Origin of the sequence: Aquitalea palustris, from assembly GCF_003693445.1 — a bacterium.
GTDB classification, from domain to species: Bacteria; Pseudomonadota; Gammaproteobacteria; order Burkholderiales; family Chromobacteriaceae; genus Aquitalea; species Aquitalea palustris.
Window position 1 is genome coordinate 1 of record NZ_RFAR01000061.1, and the last position, 21,937, is coordinate 21,937.

At 60.5% G+C, this 21,937-nt stretch carries 20 protein-coding genes; 8 read left to right on the forward strand and 12 right to left on the reverse strand.

Features of this window, described 5'->3' with window-relative positions; all coding sequences use genetic code 11:
* Positions 1–1,562: methyl-accepting chemotaxis protein (locus EAY64_RS14440; RefSeq protein ID WP_147456234.1), on the reverse strand; the 1,562-nt coding region annotated here is incomplete at its 3' end.
* Positions 1,563–1,826: 264 nt separating this feature from the next.
* On the opposite strand from EAY64_RS14440, the gene hmpA reads away from it, so the two are divergent.
* Both hmpA and EAY64_RS14450 read left to right on the forward strand, forming a co-directional pair.
* Positions 1,827–3,050 carry an NO-inducible flavohemoprotein gene (gene hmpA, locus EAY64_RS14445; RefSeq protein ID WP_103525454.1) on the forward strand — a complete coding sequence of 408 codons (1,224 nt, stop codon included), beginning with the start codon at positions 1,827–1,829 and terminating at the stop codon, positions 3,048–3,050.
* Positions 3,051–3,139: 89 nt separating this feature from the next.
* The gene (locus tag EAY64_RS14450; RefSeq protein ID WP_103525455.1) at positions 3,140–3,610 is read left to right on the forward strand and encodes an RrF2 family transcriptional regulator; all 471 of its coding nucleotides are present in this window, start codon (positions 3,140–3,142) and stop codon (positions 3,608–3,610) included.
* Between the two features lie 123 nt (positions 3,611–3,733).
* Here the strand turns inward: EAY64_RS14450 and hemN are convergent, their stop codons facing one another.
* The gene (gene hemN, locus EAY64_RS14455) at positions 3,734–5,140 is read right to left on the reverse strand and encodes an oxygen-independent coproporphyrinogen III oxidase (RefSeq protein WP_103525456.1); all 1,407 of its coding nucleotides are present in this window, start codon (positions 5,138–5,140) and stop codon (positions 3,734–3,736) included.
* 112 nt (positions 5,141–5,252) lie between these two features.
* Between hemN and fnr the strand changes: the two genes are divergently transcribed.
* Positions 5,253–5,999: a fumarate/nitrate reduction transcriptional regulator Fnr gene (fnr, locus tag EAY64_RS14460; protein WP_059285224.1), complete on the forward strand. Its 747-nt coding sequence runs from the start codon at positions 5,253–5,255 to the stop codon at positions 5,997–5,999.
* A 133-nt stretch (positions 6,000–6,132) separates the two neighbouring features.
* Here the strand turns inward: fnr and EAY64_RS14465 are convergent, their stop codons facing one another.
* From EAY64_RS14465 to EAY64_RS14475, 3 genes are read right to left on the reverse strand one after another with little or no spacing between them, the layout of a single operon-like run.
* Entirely contained in the window at positions 6,133–6,591 is a 459-nt protein-coding gene (locus EAY64_RS14465; RefSeq protein ID WP_103525457.1) for a flavodoxin family protein, read from the reverse strand.
* Positions 6,588–7,523 (reverse strand): DUF1853 family protein, encoded by a 936-nt coding sequence (locus EAY64_RS14470; protein WP_103525495.1) that lies wholly within the window; start codon positions 7,521–7,523, stop codon positions 6,588–6,590. The genes EAY64_RS14465 and EAY64_RS14470 overlap by 4 nt, the downstream gene beginning before the upstream one ends.
* Positions 7,501–8,265, reverse strand: a complete 765-nt coding sequence (locus tag EAY64_RS14475) for an RNA methyltransferase (protein WP_103525458.1) — start codon at positions 8,263–8,265, stop codon at positions 7,501–7,503. The genes EAY64_RS14470 and EAY64_RS14475 overlap by 23 nt, the downstream gene beginning before the upstream one ends.
* A gap of 141 nt (positions 8,266–8,406) precedes the next feature.
* Here EAY64_RS14475 and EAY64_RS14480 point away from each other — a divergent pair, with 141 nt between their 5' ends.
* Positions 8,407–9,198, forward strand: a complete 792-nt coding sequence (locus EAY64_RS14480) for an inositol monophosphatase family protein (protein ID WP_103525459.1) — start codon at positions 8,407–8,409, stop codon at positions 9,196–9,198.
* A gap of 69 nt (positions 9,199–9,267) precedes the next feature.
* Here EAY64_RS14480 and EAY64_RS14485 read toward each other — a convergent pair whose 3' ends face one another.
* Positions 9,268–10,782: a DHA2 family efflux MFS transporter permease subunit gene (locus EAY64_RS14485; RefSeq protein ID WP_199734457.1), complete on the reverse strand. Its 1,515-nt coding sequence runs from the start codon at positions 10,780–10,782 to the stop codon at positions 9,268–9,270.
* Positions 10,779–11,225, reverse strand: coding sequence for a MarR family winged helix-turn-helix transcriptional regulator (locus EAY64_RS14490; RefSeq protein ID WP_103525460.1), 447 nt, complete (start codon positions 11,223–11,225; stop codon positions 10,779–10,781). Before EAY64_RS14490 ends, EAY64_RS14485 begins: the two co-directional genes overlap by 4 nt.
* A 175-nt stretch (positions 11,226–11,400) precedes the next feature.
* Between EAY64_RS14490 and EAY64_RS14495 the strand changes: the two genes are divergently transcribed.
* Positions 11,401–12,186 (forward strand): substrate-binding periplasmic protein, encoded by a 786-nt coding sequence (locus EAY64_RS14495; protein WP_103525461.1) that lies wholly within the window; start codon positions 11,401–11,403, stop codon positions 12,184–12,186.
* Positions 12,187–12,205: 19 nt separating this feature from the next.
* Here the strand turns inward: EAY64_RS14495 and ugpQ are convergent, their stop codons facing one another.
* From ugpQ to EAY64_RS14515, 4 genes are all read right to left on the reverse strand, one after another.
* The gene (gene ugpQ / locus EAY64_RS14500) at positions 12,206–12,961 is read right to left on the reverse strand and encodes a glycerophosphodiester phosphodiesterase (RefSeq protein ID WP_103525462.1); all 756 of its coding nucleotides are present in this window, start codon (positions 12,959–12,961) and stop codon (positions 12,206–12,208) included.
* A gap of 241 nt (positions 12,962–13,202) precedes the next feature.
* Positions 13,203–14,213 carry a cytochrome d ubiquinol oxidase subunit II gene (locus tag EAY64_RS14505; RefSeq protein WP_103525463.1) on the reverse strand — a complete coding sequence of 337 codons (1,011 nt, stop codon included), beginning with the start codon at positions 14,211–14,213 and terminating at the stop codon, positions 13,203–13,205.
* Complete coding sequence (locus EAY64_RS14510; protein WP_103525464.1) at positions 14,210–15,556, reverse strand: cytochrome ubiquinol oxidase subunit I; 1,347 nt, start codon at positions 15,554–15,556, stop codon at positions 14,210–14,212. Before EAY64_RS14510 ends, EAY64_RS14505 begins: the two co-directional genes overlap by 4 nt.
* Before the next feature lie 6 nt (positions 15,557–15,562).
* On the reverse strand, positions 15,563–16,129 hold the full coding sequence (locus EAY64_RS14515) for a GbsR/MarR family transcriptional regulator (RefSeq protein ID WP_059286618.1): 567 nt from the start codon (positions 16,127–16,129) through the stop codon (positions 15,563–15,565).
* A gap of 265 nt (positions 16,130–16,394) precedes the next feature.
* Between EAY64_RS14515 and mutS the strand changes: the two genes are divergently transcribed.
* The 3 genes from mutS (at position 16,395) to EAY64_RS14530 (ending at position 20,060) form a co-directional block, all read left to right on the forward strand.
* A complete protein-coding gene (mutS, locus tag EAY64_RS14520) occupies positions 16,395–18,944 on the forward strand; it encodes a DNA mismatch repair protein MutS (protein ID WP_103525465.1) in 2,550 nt (849 codons plus the stop codon).
* 68 nt (positions 18,945–19,012) lie between these two features.
* Positions 19,013–19,450, forward strand: a complete 438-nt coding sequence (locus tag EAY64_RS14525; RefSeq protein WP_103525466.1) for a hypothetical protein — start codon at positions 19,013–19,015, stop codon at positions 19,448–19,450.
* Between the two features lie 187 nt (positions 19,451–19,637).
* On the forward strand, positions 19,638–20,060 hold the full coding sequence (locus EAY64_RS14530; protein WP_103525467.1) for a hypothetical protein: 423 nt from the start codon (positions 19,638–19,640) through the stop codon (positions 20,058–20,060).
* 45 nt (positions 20,061–20,105) lie between these two features.
* Here the strand turns inward: EAY64_RS14530 and aceK are convergent, their stop codons facing one another.
* Complete coding sequence (gene aceK / locus EAY64_RS14535; protein ID WP_103525468.1) at positions 20,106–21,896, reverse strand: bifunctional isocitrate dehydrogenase kinase/phosphatase; 1,791 nt, start codon at positions 21,894–21,896, stop codon at positions 20,106–20,108.
* Between the last annotated feature and the right edge of the window lie 41 nt (positions 21,897–21,937).

A 21,937-nucleotide genomic window follows, 5' to 3' on the forward strand; every position in this document is an offset into this window, starting at 1 on the left:
GCCACCACGGCAAAGCCACGCCCTTGCTCGCCGGCCCGCGCTGCCTCGATCGCCGCATTGAGTGCCAGCAGATTGGTCTGATCGGCCACGTCGCGGATCACATCGACAATGCCGACAATGGACTCCGACTGCTTGCTCAGTACCTGGATGGTATCGGACACGGTGGATATCTCGCGCACGATGCTGTCCATGCTGCGCCCCGCCCCCTGGATTACCGAAGCACCGGAGCCAGACTGCTGCACCGCGCTACGCGACAGCTCATGTGCCTCGACCGAACGCTCGGCACTCACCGCCAGGCTGGTACTCAACTCCTCCACCGCCGCCGCCATGCTGGAAGCCGCTTCGGACTGACGGTCGCTGCTATGGGCAACCTGACTGGCCCCATCCGCCACGTCATGGGCCGCACCATCCAGCTGTCGTGATGTCGCGACCAGTTGCTGTACCGTCTCGCGCAGCTGATTGCGCATCTGGCGGATGGCCGCCAGCAAGCTGGTTTCGTCCTTGCCTTGCAGCTCGATACGCGTGTCCAGCCGACCGGTGGCAATCTGCTCCACCACATTCTGCACATAAAACGGCTCGCCCCCCAGCTGGGCGGTAATCGACAGGTATAGCGCAATAAACAGATAAGTAGACAGCAGGAAGGCAAAAGCAGCGCAAGCCAGATACACATCGCGCTGCCACTGTATGCGGCCGATGCGGGCGTCCAGCAGGCTGCCCAGTTGCTGCAAGGCGGCCTGCTGAAAGTGACTGGCAGTATCCAGCGTCGCCGCAGACAAGGCCGAGCCAGCAGCAGCCTGGCCGGAAATCGCCTTGTCCAGAGCCCCCGCATTCAGGGCAGACTGTGCCGCCAGCTTCTCGTCTGCTCCGGCAAAGCCGGCTTTGACGGTGGCGTTATAGGCGTTAGCCTTGGCCAGATCATGTTGCAGGTTTTGCAGGCTATCGCTGATCAGTGGCGACAGGCCGATAGCCTGATCCCGCGCAGTGGCGGTCAGTGGCTGCCCTCTGGCCGCCAGCAGCAGGCCATTGGCCTGGGTGCTGCGGTTCAGCCAGTTGGGCCACTGCACGGTCACCGCATCCATCAGATAAAAAGTATCGATATCCGGGTCCAGTGTCAGGTTGGACTGATCGCTGGCCATGCTGATCAGATCCAGCAAGCTGCCGGCCATTCCCTGATAATTGGCCAGCTCCGGTGTGCCTTTCAGCTTCTGCCACGCCCCCTCCAGCGCAGCCCAGCCCTTGTCCAACCCCAGACTCCCATTCAGTTGCTGGTGGGTCTGCTGCATGCGCTGCCATTGCTCCTCCAGTCCGGAGGAAAGCGCGGCCTTGTCGCTGGCAGCGGCATGCTGCGCCTGTTCCTGCTCCAGTGCCAGCAGCAGGCTCATCGCCGGCTTCAGGTACTGCACCCCGATCACTTCCTTGCTGGAGAAATCGACATTGTCCTGATTACTGCGATACAGCCCGTAGGTGAGATAAACCAGTGCAATGGCAAAGACAGCCCCTATCACCGCAAAGCGCGTGGGGTAACTCAAGCGCTGCATCCAGCGCGCAACAAGACGGAACATGGACAACTCCTCTGGGATATTGGCCTTGCCCTATGTCTTTTATATGGTGGGCAAGCCTTTCATTTATAGGCGTAAAATTTCGCCACACCTCTTCTAACCATGGTTTTTGCCGGAATTAATCACAGAGCGATGCTCTTGCCATCACTGGTGACAACACCATTTTAAAGATGTATTATTTTTACATTTTTAACGGCAGCACAATCTGTTCTGCACAGCAGCGTGCGTCGATAAAGATGTATTTTTAAAACATCATAAGGAACTGCCATGTTAGACGTATTCACCCGCCAGCAGGTCAAAGCCACAGCCCCCATCCTGAAACAGCATGGTGTAGTGCTGACCAGCCACTTTTACCAACGCATGTTCCAGCACAACCCGGAACTGAAAAACATCTTCAACCAGGGTCACCAGCATGCCGGCCAGCAGCAACAAGCCCTGGCCATGGCCGTGGCTGCCTATGCCGAACATATCGATGCCCCCGAAGTACTGCTGCCGGTACTGGAACGGGTGGCCCACAAGCACACCAGCCTGGGCATCCGTGCCGAGCACTACCCGATTGTCGGCAAGCATCTGCTGGCGTCCATCCGCGAAGTGTTGGGCGAAGAGGCCGCTCCGGACAGCCTGCTGGAAGCCTGGGCCGCGGCCTATCAGCAACTGGCCGAGCTGCTGATCAATCTGGAAAACAGCCTGTACCAGCGCGCAGCCACCCAGCCCGGCGGCTGGAGCGGCTGGCGGCCATTCCGGGTGGTGAACAAACAGCAGGAAAGTGCGGAAATCACCTCTTTCTACCTGCACCCCGCCGATGGTGGCGCGCTGCCCGACTTCCAACCCGGTCAGTATGTATCGGTACAACGCTTTATCCCGGAATGGGGACTGTGCCAGCCACGCCAGTACAGCTTGTCCGATGCTCCCGGCAAAGACTGGCTGCGCATTTCGGTCAAGCGCGAAGCAGCACAGGAGGAAGCCCCGGCTGGCAAGGTTTCCGGGCAACTACACGCAGAGCTGGGCGAAGGCGACATCCTGCAGGTGTCGCCGCCCTTCGGTGACTTCGTGCTGCATCAGGATCGCACTACCCCGGTGGTGCTGATCAGTGCCGGCGTAGGCCAGACCCCGCTGCTGTCCATGCTCAAGCATCTGCTGGCAAGCGGCAGCCAGCGTCCCATCCGCTATCTGCATGCCGCCCGCCACGGCCAGGTCCATGCCATGAAACAGGAAGTCGGCCAACTGGCAGCACAGCACCCGGCACTGAGCAGCACGGTGTTTTATGAATGCCCGCAAGACGCAGACCAGCCAGGCCTGGACTACCAGCGTGCCGGCCGCATCGATGCCGAAGCCATCCGCGAACACGCCCTGCTGGAAGATGCCGACTACTACCTGTGTGGCCCGCAAGCCTTCATGCAACAGCAGCGCGCACAGCTGCGCGCCTGCGGTGTGGCCGCAGCGCGCATTCACATGGAAGTATTCGGCTCCAATGCCATGGCCAGCGACTGATTGCCAGATGCACATGGTTTGCCGCAGCGCATTGTGAGGGTGGGCCGTGCGGAGTATCCTGCGCGGCACCGCCTTTACCCTTTTTGCCCATGCAACTGAACCGTTTCACCGATCTGGCATTGCGCGTGCTGATGTACCTGACCCACCGCGATCGCGAACAGGCCGTCACCATCAGCGAAATCGCCGAGCGCTTTGCCATATCGCGCAACCATCTGGTCAAGGTGGTGCATTTCATGGGACAGCAAGGCTGGCTGCTCACCAGTCGCGGCAAGGGTGGAGGCCTGGCGCTGGCCCAGCCGCCGGAGCACTACCGGCTGGGTGGCATCATCCGCACCCTGGAGGGTAATGCCGCCCTGATCGACTGCGCCACGCCCCCTTGCGCATTGCGCCAGGATTGCCGTCTCAAGTCGGCACTGGACGTCGGCCTGCAAGCGTTTTTCACGGTGCTGGATGGTTATTCCCTGCGCGATATCGTCGCCAGTCCCACCGGAGAGGCAATTATTCGGCTGCACCGACAGCAAAATCCGCCAGCTGCGCCAGATGAGGCGACTGAAGGCTGATCCACGCTCTGCAATTTGTTGTAAAAAACCATCACTTTTCAAACAAAAAGCCCGCTGTGCGCGGGCTTTTTTTCAGGCTTTTTTTCAGGGTTTCCCCTTGGAAAAACAGCAATAACAGTGGGGTCAGATTGTCTTGGAATAGCGTGCCTTGGTCTCTCGCTCGCGCAAATGGCGGTCGAACAGCATGGCGATATTGCGGATCAGGAAGCGGCCCTTGGGTTCCACCATCAGGAAATCACCGTCAAAAGTCAGCAGACCCAGCTTGTGATATTCGCGGATCGCCGGCAGCTCGGCAGCAAAATACTCAGCAAAATTGATGCCGTGCACCTGCTCGATGGCCTCTACCGACAGCGAGAAGCGGCACATCAGCGCCTGAATAATGCCACGCCGCAGGATGTCGTCCTGATCCAGCACCATGCCGCGCATGACCGGCAGCCGGCCCTCGTCCAGCGCGGCGTAATAGCTGTCCAGGTCTTTCTCGTTCTGGCTGTAACAGGGGCCAACCTTGCCAATGGACGATACCCCAAGGCCGATCATGTCGCAGTCGGCATGGGTGGAATAGCCCTGGAAATTGCGCTGCAGGCGGGCCTGGCGCAGGGCGATGGCCAGGTCGTCTTCCGGCTTGGCAAAGTGGTCCATGCCGATAAATACATAGCCGGCATCCGCCAGGCTTTTGACCGCGTCCTGCAGGATGTCCAGCTTGGTGCTGGCGGCCGGCAGATCCGCCTCGTTGATGCGTCGTTGCGGCATGAACACCGTGGGCAGGTGGGCATAGTTGTACAGCGCCAGCCGGTCCGGGCTGATGGCAATCACCTTGTCCAGCGTGGCTTTCAGCGATGCACGCGTCTGCAGCGGCAGGCCGTAGATCAGATCCACACTGACCGACTTGAAGCCTGCCTCGCGGGCGGCATCGATCACTTCCAGTGTCTCGGCTTCGCTCTGCACCCGATTGACCGCCTGCTGTACCTGCGGGTCGAAATCCTGAATGCCCACGCTCATGCGGTTGAAACCCAGACGCGCCAGGTGATGCACGGTTTCGCGGCCCACCTTGCGCGGATCGATCTCGATGGAATACTCTCCCTCCGGCAAAAATTCGAAGTGAGTGCGCAACATGCCCATCAGCCGGTCCAGCTGTTCATCGGACAGGAAAGTGGGGGTACCACCGCCGAAATGCAGCTGGATCAGCTTTTCGCGACAGCCCAGCGAGGCGGCCACCAGCTTGATTTCTTTTTCCAGGTAGTCGAGGTAGCGATCGGCGCGGCTTTTGTCTTTGGTGATGATCTTGTTGCAGCCGCAGTAGTAACATACCGTGTTGCAGAACGGTATATGAACGTACAATGATATTGCGTTCTGATGCATGCCCAGGTGGCGTTGCTTCAGCCAGTGTTTATAGTCCTTCTCGCCAAACGCCGGCGTAAAACGGTCGGCAGTCGGGTAAGAAGTGTATCTTGGGCCAGAGCCATCAAGACGTTCGATCAATGCTCGGTCGAACTCACAGTGGGTAGGCGAAAACGGATGGGTGGTGTGCATGTCGTCGGGTATTGATAGTCAAACGTCAGGTGGACTGGTAAATTTGCGGAAAACGTGTGAATTCCGCTTTGACAAGGGTCAAGCTTCTTTACAGGGTTGTACAAAACACTCGATGTCTGACCAAAACCAACACACTATTCACGCACTGAAGGTGTCCTGCTCCAACTGCAGCCTGCGCGAACTCTGCCTGCCCATCGGGCTGAACCGCGACGAAATGACGCAGCTGGATGCCGTGATCCGTCAGAGCCGCCGCCTCAAGCGCGGCGAGTACCTGTTCCGCAGCGGCGAGGGCTTCAAGTCCCTGTTCGCAGTGCGTACCGGTTTCTTCAAAACCAGCGTCGCCAGTCAGGACGGTCGCGAACAGGTCACCGGCTTTTTGATGTCCGGCGAACTGATGGGCCTCGATGGCATTTCTTCCAATGTGCATGGCTGCGACGCCATTGCGCTGGAAGACAGCGAAGTCTGCGAGCTGCCCTTCAACCGCATGGAAAGCCTGGGGCGCGACATTCCCAGCCTGCAGCACCACTTTTTCCGGCTGATGAGCCGCGAAATCGTGCGCGACCAGAATGTCATGCTGCTATTGGGCAATATGAAGGCAGAAGAACGCCTGGCCGCCTTCCTGCTCAATCTGTCGCAGCGTCTGTCCACACGCGGTTTTGCCGCCAACGATTTCATCCTGCGCATGAGCCGTGAGGAAATCGGCAGCTTCCTCGGCCTGAAACTGGAAACCGTCAGCCGTACGCTGTCCAAGTTCCAGCAGCAGGGCTGGCTGAGTGTTGATCACAAGCACATCCAGCTGATCAAGGCCGATGCACTGAAAGACCTGATCGCCGGCTGCACGCACGCCAACGGCGTCTGAAGCAACACCACATCAGGAACACCGCAGCCCTGCTTGCCGGCAGCCTGCGGTGTTTTTGCATCTTGCGCATGACGGGCAGCGCCGACCATTCGTCTGAAGACCTAGTCCGGGCGACTTAGCCGCCAGCCCAGCGCTACCAGCGCCCCACCAGCATGCCTGCAGCCAGCATCTCGCCCAGCTCCATCGCCTGTTCTCGATGCTGCGGCAATACCTCGCCCTGGGCCAGCAAGGGTGGCAAGACTTCCTTCCAGCCATAACCACAAGCAATACGCCGCATGGCCTGGATCGCCCCCAAACCATCCGTGCCCGCTGACACCAGCATCAGGTAGGGCAGTCCTTCGGTTTTGCCTTGTGCCGGATAATAGGTGCGATCAAAAAAATCCTTCACTTTACCCGCCATATAGCCGAAGTTCTCCGGCGTTGCCAGCACGATGGCATCAGCCGCCAGCAAGTCATCCAGATCCGCCGCTTCGGCCGAGAGCCGGCTGATGCTGAGCTCTGCGCACAGTGGCAATAGCGGCTGACAGAAGGCATCGAGCAGTTGCAGGGTGTGGCCAGTCTGGCTGGCGTAGACAATCAGCAAGCGTTTCATGGCGCGGGCCTGCCATCAATCGTGGCCAGCAAATCCTGCAGCCGCTCCTGTTGCGGCCAGCCCGGCGGCACCACAAAGCCACGTGCCACCTCCTCCCAGTAACCATTGCCTACCGGCAGCAATTCGGCCACCAGCTGTGGCACCGCCGCCTGCAACAGCTCTTGGCGCAGGCTGTCCTGTTCACGAACCATGCCCTGCTCTACCCGTGCCGGGGCCAGCCAGCCCAGCCGCGACAGCCATACCCAGCGTCCTCCGCTGGAAAAACTTGGCCAGGGCTGCTGCAGCGGGCTGATCCAGCCCTGCAGTTGATCTGCCGCCAAAGGTTCAGCCAGGGGTGCCGGCATGTCGGCATAGAAGAACCAGCCGGCCAGTCGCGCTGCACTGGCACAGCCGGCAAAACCGGGCGGCAAGACACGGGCAGCCGCTGGATGACCGGCCAGTTGCAGTTGTTCCTGCAGCTTGGCGGCCTTGAGCGGCCAGGCATCACGCAGGCTGGGGCCAACCAGGGTGTCCGGGCCATGCCCCAGTTGCAGATAGAATTTGCTGGCGGTTTCCACATGCAGCGGCACGCCATCCAGCCGGATCAGGAAATCGAACTCGCCGATGGTGCGACCGGCAGCGTCACGCACCGGTAGATTGGCCGCCACCAGTTCGATATGCGGCGCCAGCCGGAACCAGAAAGCCAGCAGGCGCTCGGCATAGTGGCCAAGCCGCTGGCAAGGCTGTTGTGCCAGCCAGTGTGTGAGCGAAGCCGGATCTTGCTCCAGCGCCGCCAGCAGGGACTCGCCCTGCTCCCCCAGCAACTGCGCGGGCGAGAGATTGCGGCCACTATCCCAGGGCGCAGGCGAGGTCAGCAGAAAAGCCAGATCACGCAGCGCCGGCTGCGTGTAGGGGAGATGAAAACCGCGCTCAGGCTTCGCCGTCGTGCTCATGGCCATCTGCCACGCGCTGAATCTGTTTCATCAGGCCGCGCAGGATGTCGACCTCGTCGCGCAGCATGCCGGAACGATTGAACAGCGCACGCATGCGGCGCATCAGCCGTTCGCTGTTGCGGCGGCGGTAATAGCCGATGGCGTCCATGGTCTGGTCCAGATGCTGGCAGAAGCCTTCCACCTCGCCCAGGCTGGCGGTTTCGCTTTCCGGGCGCAGGTATTCCACATCCACCCCGGTATGGCTGAACAGCTCGTAGGTCATCACCTGCACCGCCATCGCCAGATTGAGCGAGAAATAATCCGGATTGCCGGGGATGGTGACCAGCCGGTTGCACTGCTCCACTTCTTCAATCGACAGGCCGAAGGTTTCATTGCCAAACACCAGCGCCACCTGTTCACCATCCCGCGCGCGGGCTACCAGCTCGGGCGTGGTTTCACGCGGAGTGGACAAGGGCGTGGTCAGCTCGCGACGGCGGCTGGTCAGCGCGCAGGCCACGGTGACGTCGCCCAGGGCCTCGGCCAGGCTGGACACCACAGTCGCGCTCTCCAGCACATCCACCGCACCGGAAGCCAGCGCATTGGCTTCATCGCTGGGAAACACCTTGGGCTCCACCAGATACAGCCGGGTCAGACCCATGGTTTTCATGGCACGGGCGGCCGAGCCGATATTGCCCGGATGGTTGGGCCGGGCCAACACCACACGAATGTTTTTCAGAAAATCAGGTACTTGGGGTTTATTCATCAGCGGTTTCACATTAAAATAGCGGGCATATCAAAAAGCCCGCGCACTCGCGTCGGCTTTTTTTGTTCCTTAACCCAGATTGTTACCGTCAGATGTCGAGCCGTGTTGGCTGACATCTGCTATCCGTTCTAGAGGCCGTCAATGCATCCGATGCTCAATATCGCGGTTAAAGCCGCTCGCCGTGCTGGCAGTGTTGTCCAGCGCGCGTCGCTTAACCTCGATACCATTCGCGTAGAAAAGAAAAAGCACAATGACTTTGTGACCGATGTGGACCGCGCTGCCGAGCAGGCCATCGTCGACATGATTCTTGAGGCGTATCCCAAGCACGCCATTCTAGCAGAAGAGTCCGGCGCCAAAGGCGTGGGCTCCTCCGAATTCGAGTGGATCATCGACCCCATCGACGGCACCACCAACTTCCTGCACGGCCATCAGCAATACGCCATTTCCATCGCCCTGGCGCACAAGGGCCAGGTACAGCAGGCCGTGGTATACGACCCCAGCCGCAACGACCTGTTCACCGCCAGCCGTGGCGTGGGCGCCTTCCTGAATGACCGCCGTATCCGTGTCTCCAAGCGCTTCATGATGAACGAATGCGTGATTGCCACCGGCTTCCCGGTTTCCGACCAAAGCTATATCGACCAATACCTGGGCATGCTCAAGGATGTGCTGGGCAAAACCGCCGGCGTACGTCGCGAAGGCGCAGCCTCGCTCGACCTGTGCAATGTAGCCTGCGGTCGCGTGGATGGTTTCTGGGAACTGAACCTGAAGCCGTGGGATATCGCTGCCGGCAGCCTGATCGTGCAAGAGGCAGGTGGCATCGTCACCGACCTGACCGGCGAACAGGAATGGCTGGAATCCGGCGATATCGTGGCTGCCAACCCCAAGGTGCTGGCCCAGCTGCTGGCTACCATCGCGCCGCACCTGAACAAGTAATCGCCTCAGTGCAGGCAGCAAAAACGGCGACCCGCGGGTCGCCGTTTTTTATTGCCCGCTCACCGCCGGCTATTCGTGCATCACCACTTCCACCGCAGGCGCATCTGCAGCTGCCTGGCGCGGCTTGAGCAGCAATAGCAAGGGCAGCATCGCCAGAAAGCTGTAGGTAATCAGCCAGTACACATCGACAATCGACACCATCAGCGCCTGACGCTGCAGCTCGGCCGCCAGTTGCACGGCGGCAGTGCTGTCCAGGCTGGTCTTGCCCATGCGCGCCAGATAGTCGCTCAGCCACGGGTTATACAGATTGAACTGCCCCACCATGGCATTCCAGGCCGACTGCTCACCGCGTGAATAAGCCGTACTGACAATGGCAATACCCACCGAGGAGCCCATGGTACGCAACAGGCTAAACAGCCCCGCTGCCTCGGCCGACAAGCGTGCCGGCAAGGTGGACATGGCCATGGCCGACAGCGGCACGTAGATCATCCCCAGCCCAAAGCCTTGCAACAGCACCGGCCAGGCAAACCAGAAGGGACTGGTGTCCAGATTGTAGTGCGTACAGACCCAGGTACCACAGGCCCCGATCAGCAAACCACTGCCAATCAGATAGCGAGAATCCACCCGGCCAATCAGCCGGCCCACGATCATCATGCTCACCAGGCTGGCGATGCCGCGCGGTGCCATGATCAGGCCGGTATCCAGCGTGGGGTAGTGAAACAGCCCTTCGAGCATGATGGGCTGGATCACCATCGCCCCGTACATCGACAGGCCCAGCGCAGCGATGACGATGCTGGCGGCAACAAAGTTGCGGTCCTTGAACATGTGCAGGTCGAACAGTGGGTGAGCCCCGCTGGACAGCCCGCGCCAGATGAAACCCACCGCGCCAACCATGGCCAATACCGCCGCCGTGACAATGCCACGGCTGGAGAACCAGTCATCGCCATTGCCACGGTCCAGCACATACTGGATGCCGCCGATAGCCAGTGAAATCATCATCAGGCCCAGCCAGTCCATGCCGCGCTCGCGCCGGGGTGTGTCCGGTACCTGGCGTGCCAGCAACAGCGACAGCAGCCCCACCGGCAGATTGATGAAGAAAGTCCAGCGCCAGTCGAACATATCGGTGAGCCAGCCGCCCAGTGTGGGCCCGGCAATCGGCCCCACCATCACCCCCATACCCCAGATGGCCATGGCCTTGCCCCGCTGCTCGCGCGGATAGTTATCCACCATGATGGCCTGCGACAAGGGTACCAGTGCCGCGCCAAACACCCCTTGCAACAGACGGAAAGCCACCAGCTGCCCCAGATTCAGCGCCACACCGCACAGCATGGAGGCCAGCACAAAACCGCTGATCGACAATAGCAGATAGCGCCGCCGCCCCAGCCGGTCGGTCAGAAAACCGGTGAGCGGCATGCAGATGGCGGAAGCCACCAGATAGCTGGTCAGCACCCAGCTGATCTGGTCAGATGTCGCGCCCAGCTCACCCTGCATCTGCGGCAGGGCGACGTTGACGATGGTGGTGTCCAGCACCTGCATCACCGTGGCCGCCATCACCGCCACGGTCACCAACAGCCGCTTGCTCACGCTGTCGGCTCCTGGGCCTGCTCGGCAGCGGCGCGGATTTGTGCCAGCACCTTGATACAGGTTTGCAATTCCTGCGCATCCAGCCCGCCCAGCAACTCGGCCTTGAGTGCATCGGCTACCTGCAGCAGTTCACCGGACAGCTGCTCTGCCTTGGCCGTCAGGCAAATCCGTTTGGCGCGACGGTCCTGCTCATCCTGCTGACGGACAATCCAGCCATCGGCTTGCAATACATCCAGCAGGCGCACCAGCGAAGCCGGTTCGATGCCGACACGCGCCGCCAGCTCGTTTTGCAGCAAGGGCTCGCCCGCACGGCCCAGCTTGAGCAAGACCTGCCAGGTGGCCTGGGAAAAACCATACGGTCGCAGCCGCTGGTCCAGCAGCGCCCGCCAGGCCTTGGGTACCGCACCCAGCAACTCGGCCACTTCCTGATGCGACTGACTCATGCCTTGCTCCATCAAATAATTAGTCAGCTAATTATATTGACGCAAATAATAACCGGCAATCCACGTTTCCCAGCCAACAGGCAAGCGGACAAACCCATAGCCGACGCTGCAGGCGTAAAGTGGCTGTATTCCCCTTCTGCTATCCTGACAGCTGAATCAGTTCATGGAGCCTTGCATGTCCTCTCATTTCCTGCGCCTTGCCCTTGGCCTGCTGTTCTGCCTGCCGCCACTGGCGCAGGCTGCCGGCCCGGATTGCAGCCGCAGCTATACCCTGGCGCTGCACGAACACGGCTTGCTGTATAACGCCAGCAGCCGCAGCGGCATCGACAAGGACGTGGCGGACGAGCTGATACGCCGCAGCGGCTGCCACGTGGAAATCAGCCTGCTGCCACGCTCACGCATCTGGAAACTGCTGGAAAGCGGCAACCTGGACTTCAGCTTGTCCGGCATCACCAACGAGGAACGCGAACGCTTTGCGGCTTTTGCCTGGTATTTCGCCGACAAATACAGCCTGATCGTGCGCAAGGATGCGGCCGTGCAGAGTCTGGCCGAATTTGAAAAACGCAGTGATCTCAAGCTGGGAGGGATTCTCAGCTTCCGCTACAGCGACACCATCAACCAGCTGGTAGATGCGCTGGACCGTGAAGGGCGGCTGATCGGCAGCTACGACTACGATGCCCTGTACCAGAACCTGCGCCAGGGGCGTACCCAGGCCATCATCATCGAGCCGTTCGACTATTCGGATCTGGACAAATACCAGGTGGGCAAGCTGGTGCGCATCATGGAAACCAACGACCAGCCCACCCCGCACGGGCTGATCATGTCGCGCAAGACCATTTCACCGGAACAGCAGGAGCGCTGGCGCGAAATCATCAACAGCATGCGCCGCGATGGCAGCATGCTGAAAATCTTCCGCAAGTATTTCAACCGCGATGAAGCGCAGCAGATGATGAATTTCTGATCAGCCGCCCAGCAGCGGCTTACCTGACGGCCGGTAGCAGATCCAGCCGGTCGGTACAGACACTGTCCACGCCCCAGCCCATGATTTCACGCGCCCGCGCTAGCTCGTTCACCGTGTAACACAGCAACTGGTAACCGGCGGCCTTGATGGCGGTGGCTTGCTCACGCGTCAGGGTGCTGTGGTCGCAATGCAGGGCAATGCAGTCCATTTCCTGCAGCATGGCCTGCCAGTTGGCCGGCACCTCTTCCACCAGCCAGGCGCGTGGCAGCGCCGGTTCCGCATGCTGTGCCGCGCGCAGGGCTTCGGCACTGAATGATGACAATAGCGGCGGCACCGCCGCACCAGCCCACAAGCGTGCCGCCTCCTGCGCCACCAGCCGGCCGGTTTCCTCTTCACGTCCCGGGCAGGGTTTGATTTCCACGTTCAGCAGCATGCCCTGAGCCTGACAATAAGCGGCCACATTGGCGAAAGTGGGCAGGGCCTCGCCGGCAAAAGCCGCCCCCTTCCATGCCCCGCCATCCAGCTGCGCCAGGCTGGCCATGCTCAGCTCGGCAGCCAGACCCTGGCCATTACTGGTGCGGTCGACCGCATCGTCATGCAACAGGAAGCAGACATTGTCTGCCGACAGCTTCACATCGCATTCGGCAGCGCGGTAGCCATGAGCAATGCCGGCGCGAAAACCGGCCAGGGTATTTTCCGGAGCCATGGCCCCACCACCCCGGTGTGCCACCACGGCAGGATAAGGCCAGGGGCTTCGCAGCTGTAGCTGGGACATCGATTTTCTCCATCAAGACGCTTGCAATGGTTGGACAGGCAGCGGCGGCAGTTGGCCGGTGCCGATATGGCTTGGCATGAACATGGCAGGCATGCAGATCTCACCAGAGCAGCATGCGCCATCTTGCATTAAAGCGGCAAAAAGCGCGCATTATCCGTCGCCGATGTGACGCATGCATGACAAAACCCGACCTGCCGGGCAAGTCGGGTCTTAAACAGCATGAGCCGGTGCCCGCGCAGACTTACTGGTAGCTCAGGCTGTCGGCTTTGCCCCAGAACACCCGGTAGGCAAAGGCGGTATAAGCGATGATGCAAGGCAGCACCAGCAAGGCGCCCCACAGGATGATCCACAAGGCCTCCGGATCGCTGGCTGCCTGCCAGATATCCATGCGCCCGATCACCACCTGCGGAAACACACTATAGGCCAGCCCCCAGAAGGCCAGCAGCACAATACCCACGGTGGCGGCAAAAGGCAGCCAGCAGTAGCGGTCATTGCCGACAGCCTGGCGGCGCGCCAGCCGCGGCAGGATGATCAGCTGCAGGGCAAACAGGGCAACTGTACCCAGCGGCAAAGGCAGCAGCAGGAATAACTGCGGCAGGGCAAACCATTTGGCGGCAATCGCCGGATTCACCAGCGGCGTCACCCCCGACACCAGCAATACCGCCAAGGCCGCGCCCGCCACACTATGGCGCGCCCAGCCGATGGCCCGGGCCTGCAAGGGGCCATCGGTTTTCATGATCAGCCAGCAGGCGCCGAGCAAGGCATAAGCCGCGCTCAGCCCGGCCCCCACCAGCAAGGCAAACAGCCAGGGCAGCACGCCCTCGGCAAAGCCAGTCAGGTAACGCCCCAGCATCACCCCTTGCGCCAGCGAGGCCAGCAGCGAACCCAGCGCGAAAATGGCATTCCACCAGGGGCGGTGCGGGTCGCGCGCCTTGACGCGAAAGTCGAAGGCCACCCCGCGCAGGATCAGCCCCACCAGCATCAGCAGCACCGGAATATACAGCGCACCAAACACCACGCCATGCGCCATGGGAAAGGCCACCAGTAACAGCCCCGCCCCCAGCACCAGCCAGGTTTCATTGGCATCCCAGAACGGGCCGATACTGGCCACCATGCGGTCCTTGCCGGCATCGTCCGCCAGCGGCAGCAACAAGCCCACCCCCAGGTCAAAGCCATCCAGCACCACATACACCAGCATGGCCAGACCCATCAATCCGGCGAAGATCACCGGCAACCAGTAAGCAGCGTTCATGCCTGCACCTCCTGCAGCACGACAGCAGCATCAGCCTGTCCTGCCGCTTTTTTGGCCAGATGAAACAGCACCGAGACATAAGCCAGCAGCAGGCCGGCATACAGTGCCAGATAAGTGAGCAGCGACCCGGCCACCATGCTGGTAGTGGCCTGCCCCGCTGCTTGCGCCGTGGTCAGCACACCGGTTACCAACCAGGGCTGGCGGCCGATCTCGGTGACATACCAGCCCGCCAGCGTGGCCACCCAGCCGGCAAAGGTCATGCCCACCAGCCAGCACAGCAGACGCCGGTCCAGCCGGGCAGCAGGTCTGTCCCGACGTAGCTGCCAGGCGCCAAACCAGGCAGTCAGCAACATCAGCACCCCCACCCCCACCATTACGCGGAAACTCCAGAACACCTTGGCCACCGGCGGATGCTGGGCAAATTCGTTCAGACCGCGGATTTCGCCGTCCGGATCATGCTTGATGATCATGCTGGCCAGATACGGAATACCCACGGCGTAATCGTTACGCTGGGTATCGGCATTGGGCAGGGCAAACAGCAGCAGGGGCGCGCCGCGCTCGGTATGCCACACCCCTTCGATGGCCGCCAGCTTGGCCGGCTGGTGCTCCATGGTATTCAGGCCGTGCGCATCGCCCACCAGAATCTGCAAGGGAATCAGCAGTGCCGCCAGCCGGACCCCGGTTTTCAGCGCTGCGCCATTGCCCGCGCTGCGATCCCCTTTCAGTTGACGGTAAGCCGACAGCCCGGCCAGCAGGAAGGCTACAGTCAGGCCGGAGGCCAGCAGCATGTGAGTCAGCCGGTAAGGCATGGACGGATTGAAGATCACCTGCAGCCAGTCGCTCACATGGGCGCGGCCATCCTTCATCACGAACCCGGCCGGGGTTTGCATCCAGGAATTGAGTGCGATGATCCAGAAAGCCGACAAGCTGTTGCCAAAGGCCACCAGTAGCGTGGCAAAGGTATGCACCCGCTCGGACACCCGTGGCCGGCCAAACAGCATGATGCCGAGAAAGCCCGCCTCCAGGAAAAACGCCGTGAGGATTTCATATGCCAGCAGCGGGCCGGCAATATTGCCCACCGTCTGCATATAGCCCGGCCAGTTGGTGCCGAACTGAAAGCTCATGGTGACGCCGCTGACCACGCCCAGCGCGAAAGACAGCGCGAAGATCTTCACCCAGAAGCCATAGGCATCCATCCACGCCTGCTTGCCGGTACGCAGATAGCGCAGCTTGAAGAACAACAATACCCAGGCCAGTGCGATATTGATGCTGGGAAACAGAATATGAAAGCTGATATTGGCACCAAACTGGGCACGCGCCAGCGTTAAGGCATCCAGTTCCATGATGGCTTACTCCCTTTCCGTGTCACGCCCGGTCAGCTTGCTCAGCGACTGGGTGAACTGCAGTACTTTTTGCACCTGCGAACCCAGCTTCATCAGCCGCTGCAGGGTTTCCACATCCATATGCTGGATATCGGAAAACCAGGTGGTGACCAGTTCGATCAACTGGTACATCTCTTTCATGCGTGCCTGCGCATGGCGGTCGGCCTCGCTGCCGGCGGTCTCCATCATGGCCCCGCGCAGCATGGTGAGCGTCGGTTCCACTTCGCGCTTCTTGCGCTCCTCGGCCAGTGTTTTGAAGATGGCCCACACATCATCCGGAGTAGAAAAGTATTCGCGCCGGTCGCCCGGGTAGTGCTGCAGCTTCACCAGCCGCCACGACTCCAGTTCTTTCAGGCCCATGCTGACATTGGAGCGGGAAAAACTCAGGCGCTCGGCGATCTCGTCGGCATTGAGCGGTTTTTCGGAAACAAACAACAGGGCATAGATCTGACCGACGGTGCGATTGATGCCCCAGCGGCTGCCCATCTCGCCGAAATGCGAGACAAAAGACTGAACTAAAGGGGTGGCATTCATGACTTCCTCAATTTTCAGGAATTTCTGAAACTTTGATAAAGATCATACTTTCATCAGTTAATGCTAGTCAATGCGTCGCGTGCTTGATTAAAGGACTTGCCAAATAGCGCAGACCAAGACAGCCACAGCACGCCATCAAGCTCAAGCTGGACGACTGCCGCCTGACACCCGGCCCCCGCTACGGTAAAATCGCCGTTTCATGTCAGCGCCCCGCCAAAGCGGGGCGTTGTCATCTGCACCCGATACCGACCAGAGCACCACGCCCATGAGCACGCCCCAGCACACCCCGATGATGCAGCAGTACTTCGCCCTGAAAAGCCAGCATGCCGACAAGCTGCTGTTCTACCGCATGGGCGATTTTTACGAGCTGTTCTACGAGGATGCGGAAAAGGCGGCACGCCTGCTGGACATCACCCTCACCACCCGTGGCGCCAGCGGCGGCAACCCCATCAAGATGGCCGGTGTGCCTTACCATGCTGCCGAAGGCTACCTGGCACGGCTGGTAAAAATGGGCGAGTCGGTGGCCATTGCCGAACAGATTGGCGACCCGGCCCTGGCCAAAGGCCCGGTCGAACGCAAGGTAGTGCGCATCGTCACCCCCGGCACGCTGACCGATGCCGCCCTGCTGGACGACAAGCGCGACAACCTGGTGCTGGCAGTAAACATGCACAAGGGCACGCTGGGCCTGGCCTGGCTATCCATGGCCAGCGGTGAATTCAAGATCATGCAAACCGGCGTGGAAGAATTCGCCAGCGAACTGGAACGCCTGAAACCTGCCGAGCTGGTGCTGCCGGACGACAGCGGCCTCAATATCTTCGAGCAGGTCAGCTGCCCGCGCAAAAAGCTGCCACCCTGGCAGTTCGACACCGCGTCCGCCCAACTGGCGCTGACTCGCCACTTCGGCACGCATGATCTGGCCGGCTTCGGCGCCGACACCCTGCCGGTAGCGGTGGGGGCGGCCGGTGCACTGCTGGAATACGTCAAATCCACCCAGAGCGTGAATCCGGCGCATATTTCCCAGCTGGCGGTAGAGGATGCCGGCGAGCTGATCCGTATGGATGCCGCCACCCGCCGTAATCTGGAACTGACCGAAACCATACGCGGCGAACCCTCGCCCACACTGGCGTCCTTGCTGGACACCTGCGCCACCAGCATGGGTAGCCGCCTGCTGCGCCACTGGCTGCACCACCCCATCCGCCAGCATGCCAAGCTGCAACGCAGGCTAGAGTCGGTACGGGCACTGCTACCGCTGCATCAGGACGTGCACGGCCAGTTGCGCGAAGTGGCCGACATCGAACGCATCACCGCCCGCATCGCCCTGCGCAGCGCCCGCCCGCGCGATCTGGCGGCCCTGCGCGATTCGCTCAAGGCCCTGACCGGTGCCAAGCAGCTGGCCAGCAGCCTGGATGCCCCGCTGCTGGGCGAACTGGCACGGCTGCTGCCGGACAACTCTCCGGTGGAAAGCCTGCTGACAGCCAGCATCCTGCCGGAACCGGCCACCTTTTTGCGCGATGGCGGGGTCATCAACCACGGCCTGAATGCCGATCTGGACGAACTACGTGCCATCCAGACCGACTGCGGCGACTTCCTGCTGGCGCTGGAAGCACGCGAAAAAGAACGCACCGGCATCACCACCCTCAAGGTGGAATTCAACCGCGTGCACGGCTTCTATATCGAGGTGTCGCGCGCCCAGGGCGACAAGGTGCCGGACGACTACCGCCGCCGCCAGACCCTGAAAAATGCCGAACGCTACATCACGCCGGAGCTGAAAGAATTCGAAGACAAGGCCCTGTCGGCGCAGGACCGCTCGCTGGCATTGGAAAAGCAGCTGTACGAACAGTTGCTCGACCAGCTGGCGCCGCACATTCCCGATCTCAAGCTGATCGCCCAGGCCGTGGCCGGGCTGGACGTGCTGGCCGCCTTTGCCGAACGCGCCAGCAGCAATAACTATGTCGAACCGCAATTTGTCAGCGACACCCGACTGGAAATCATCCAGGGACGCCATCCGGTCGTCGAGGCCGAGGTGGAGCGCTTCATCGCCAACGACACCCGCCTCAGCGACGAGCGCAAGCTGCTGCTGATCACCGGCCCGAACATGGGTGGTAAATCCACCTATATGCGGCAGAACGCGCTGATCACCCTGCTGGCGCACATCGGCAGCTTCGTGCCGGCCGAGCGCGCCGTCATCGGCCAGATCGACCGCATCTTCACCCGCATCGGCGCCTCGGATGACCTGGCCGGCGGCCGCTCCACCTTCATGGTGGAAATGACCGAAACGGCGAATATCTTAAACAACGCCAGCGCCCAGTCACTGGTGCTGATGGACGAAGTGGGCCGCGGTACCTCCACCTTCGACGGCCTCGCCCTGGCCTGGGCCATCGCCAAGGCACTGATCGAAAAAAGCCGCGCCTACACCCTGTTTGCCACCCACTATTTCGAGCTCACCACCCTGGCCGATCAGTACCCGGCCGTCGCCAATGTGCACCTGTCTGCCGTCGAGCACAAAGACCGCATCGTGTTCATGCACCATGTGGACGAAGGCCCGGCCAGCCAGAGTTATGGCCTGGCGGTGGCCCAGCTGGCCGGAGTGCCGCCCAAGGTGATTCGCGAAGCCAGGCGCTATCTGGTGGAGCTGGAAAACCAGTCGGCAGCCCGCGTCCAGCCCGATCTGTTCAGCGCACCGCCGGCCATGGTCGACACCGTGGAAAACGAGCCGAATCCGGCGCTGGACATGCTGCAAGACATCAACCCGGACGAGCTCACCCCGCGTCAGGCACTCGACTTTCTCTATCAAGTGAAAAAACTGCTGAATTGATACAGCAAAATGACAAGCATCATCTATGATGAAAAAATCATGACACGCAGAGAACAGGAGTAAGCACTATGTCGTCGCAGAGCACTGCCAGCAACCCGGGGTTTGTTCGCCTGTTTGGACACACTGGAGATGATGGCAGCATCACCCTTCAAGCCATCCGCGAGCGCGCCAGCAAACAACTGGCCAAGTTTGCCAGCCTGGCGGAAGAACAACTGGTGGAACGTCAGATCAGCATGCCACCTGCCATCAGTCTGGTAAGTTGCCCGGCGTGCAGCCTTACCCTGGAAAACAACCATCCCCAATCCGATGAAATCCTCAGCTGGCTGACTGACAACGCCAAGTTGTCCAGCCAATTCAAAGAAGTAGAAGTGCTGTTCGAACTGGTACGTGCCGCTGAAGCTGCAGGTGAAATCTTCCCCGAGACATCCTGCTTTCATATCGGTCTGACCAGCGCAGGTCCCATTGCTTACTTCGAGGACCATGCCTGCAGTCCCTACCCGCAATAATTTTTGTGTACGCCTGAGCCGCCGGGGGAGACTTCAGTCTCCCCCGGCGGCTTTTCAGCGCCATACCGGCCTTAGCCGACCACAGAATTTACAGCGAATCAAAGAGAAAATTCGCTAGCAATCATCAGACTCCCCATCCGGCCTGCCCTTCTACCATCAAGGTATCGCACACCTTTGGAGCAAGAACATGCCGCTGACCGAATCCCCCCGCCAGCAAGCACAGGCCCTGCAGCCCCCCACCCTGAGTGAGAATTTGCGCCTGCAAGCCAAAACCCTGCTGGGCAGCCTGGGACGGCAAGCCCGCCTCGAACTGCTCACCCGTGGCATACACATTCCGCCCGCCATCTGCCTGGGCAGCGATCAGCACGGCCAAGTGCTGCTGCTCAGCCCACATCCGCAGGCCCGACAAATCCGCCTGTGGCTGAAAAACAGCCATTACCTGGGTGAACTGTTCCTGGAGCTAAGCAGCCTGTTCGAACTGCTGCAGGCTTGCAACGCAGAGCATCCCGCGGCCGCCAATCGCCGCTTCTGCCTCGGTCTGACTTCGGCCGGACCACTGGCCTACTTCGAGGATTACCCTCAGTCAGCTGCCAGCGCACACGCTAGCTGAGTCCTGCCACAGACATGAAAAAAGGGAAGCCACGGCTTCCCTTTTTCAGTCTTGCTCATCCATACCCCGGCAAGGTCGCGCCTGCCGCCGCGCCAGTGCGTGGACAAAGCGCATTTCTTCCGGATAAGGATAGAAGTCCTCCATATAGCCAGCGCGGATGCGCTGCTGGCGCTGCTGCCAGAAATCCGGCGTCAGCAAGTCGCGGTGGTATTGCAGAAAGGTCTTGCGCACCAGCGGGTCGCCCAGCAGGAAAGTACCGAACTCCTCGGGAAACACATCATTACGTGCCACCGGATACCAAACCTCGCCGGACATCTCCATTTCCGGATTCGGCGCTTCCGGTATCTGACGAAAATGGCAATCGGTCAGATATTCGATTTCATCGTAGTCATAAAAAATCACCCGGCCATAACGGGTGACACCGAAGTTCTTGAACAGCATGTCGCCGGGAAAGATATTGGCGGCAGCCAGCTCCTTGATCGCCAGGCCGTAGTCGCGGGTCACCCGCTCTTTTTCCTGCTCATCGCAGTTCATCAGATACATGTTCAGCGGCTTCATGCGCCGCTCGATATACAGGTGGCGGATGACAATGCTGTCTTCCCCCTCCTCCATCATCGACGGCGCCAGACTGCGCAGCTCCTCGAGCAGCTCGGCGGTAAAGCGCTGGCGCGGAAAGGCGACATTGGAGAACTCCAGCGTGTCCGACATGCGCCCCACCCGGTCGTGCCGCTTCACCAGCCGGTACTTCTGCTTCACCGTGTCGCGGTCTATTTCCTTGGGGCCGCCAAACACATCCTTGATCAGCTTGAACACATAGGGATAGGACGGCAGGGTGAACACCAGCATCACCAGGCCGCGGATGCCCGGGGCGATGATGAACTGGTCATTGGAATGCTGCAGATGCTGCATGAAATCACGGTAAAAGGTGTTCTTGCCCTGCTTCTGCAAACCCAGCATGGTGTAAAGCTCGGCCTTGGTCTTGCCCGGCAGCATGCTGCGCAGAAACTGCACATAGCCGGAGGGCACTTCCATATCCACCAGAAAGTAGGCGCGGCTAAAGGAAAACAGCACGCCGATACGCCATGGCTCCAACAGCACGGTATCCAGATACAGGCCGCCATCCGCATCGTGCAATACCGGCACGGCAAAGGGATAGCTCAAGCCGCCATTGATCACCTTGCCGAAAATATAGGCCGTCTTGTTACGGTAAAAGGGGGAGGACAACACCTGTATCTGCAGATTGGCCTCTGCATGCGGCCAGGTACCGGCAAAAAAGTCATTGGCGTACTGCAAGACCAGCGCCAGATCGCGGCGCAGGCGGACAAAGGCGCGGCTCCAGCCCATGTCGGCGATGATCTGCCGCATCACCCGGCGCAAGCTGCTGCTGGCCGGATAGTAACTGCGATAGGACGGCGGGTCGGACTCGATATATTCGGTGGAAATGGCCGGCCGGATGAAGATGAAATCGTTGTTGAAATAATCCCGGTGCAGCATGCGGGTGAACACCGAGTTGAAGAAGGTCTCCGCCAGCTCCGGCTGCTTGTGATTGGTCAGCAGGCCGATGAAATACAGCTTGGCCTGCTGCCATATTTCATCGTCCAGCAGATCGGCATGAAACTCCCCGTGCAGCCGGGCTACCGTCTCCACCACCCGTTCATCGTAAAACTGGATGCGATCCCGAATGGCCTGCTGCACACCTTGCCAGTCGCCGCGCTCGAACAAGCCCTTGGCCTGGCGGTTACAGTCGCGAAACAGCCGGTAGTGCTTGTCAAAACCATCGATCAGGGCCTGAGCGATATCACGCGCCACCGGATTGTAATACTCGGGAATCTGCATGCTCTGGCCTCGCTGTGACCACGCCCGCCATCACGGCTAAC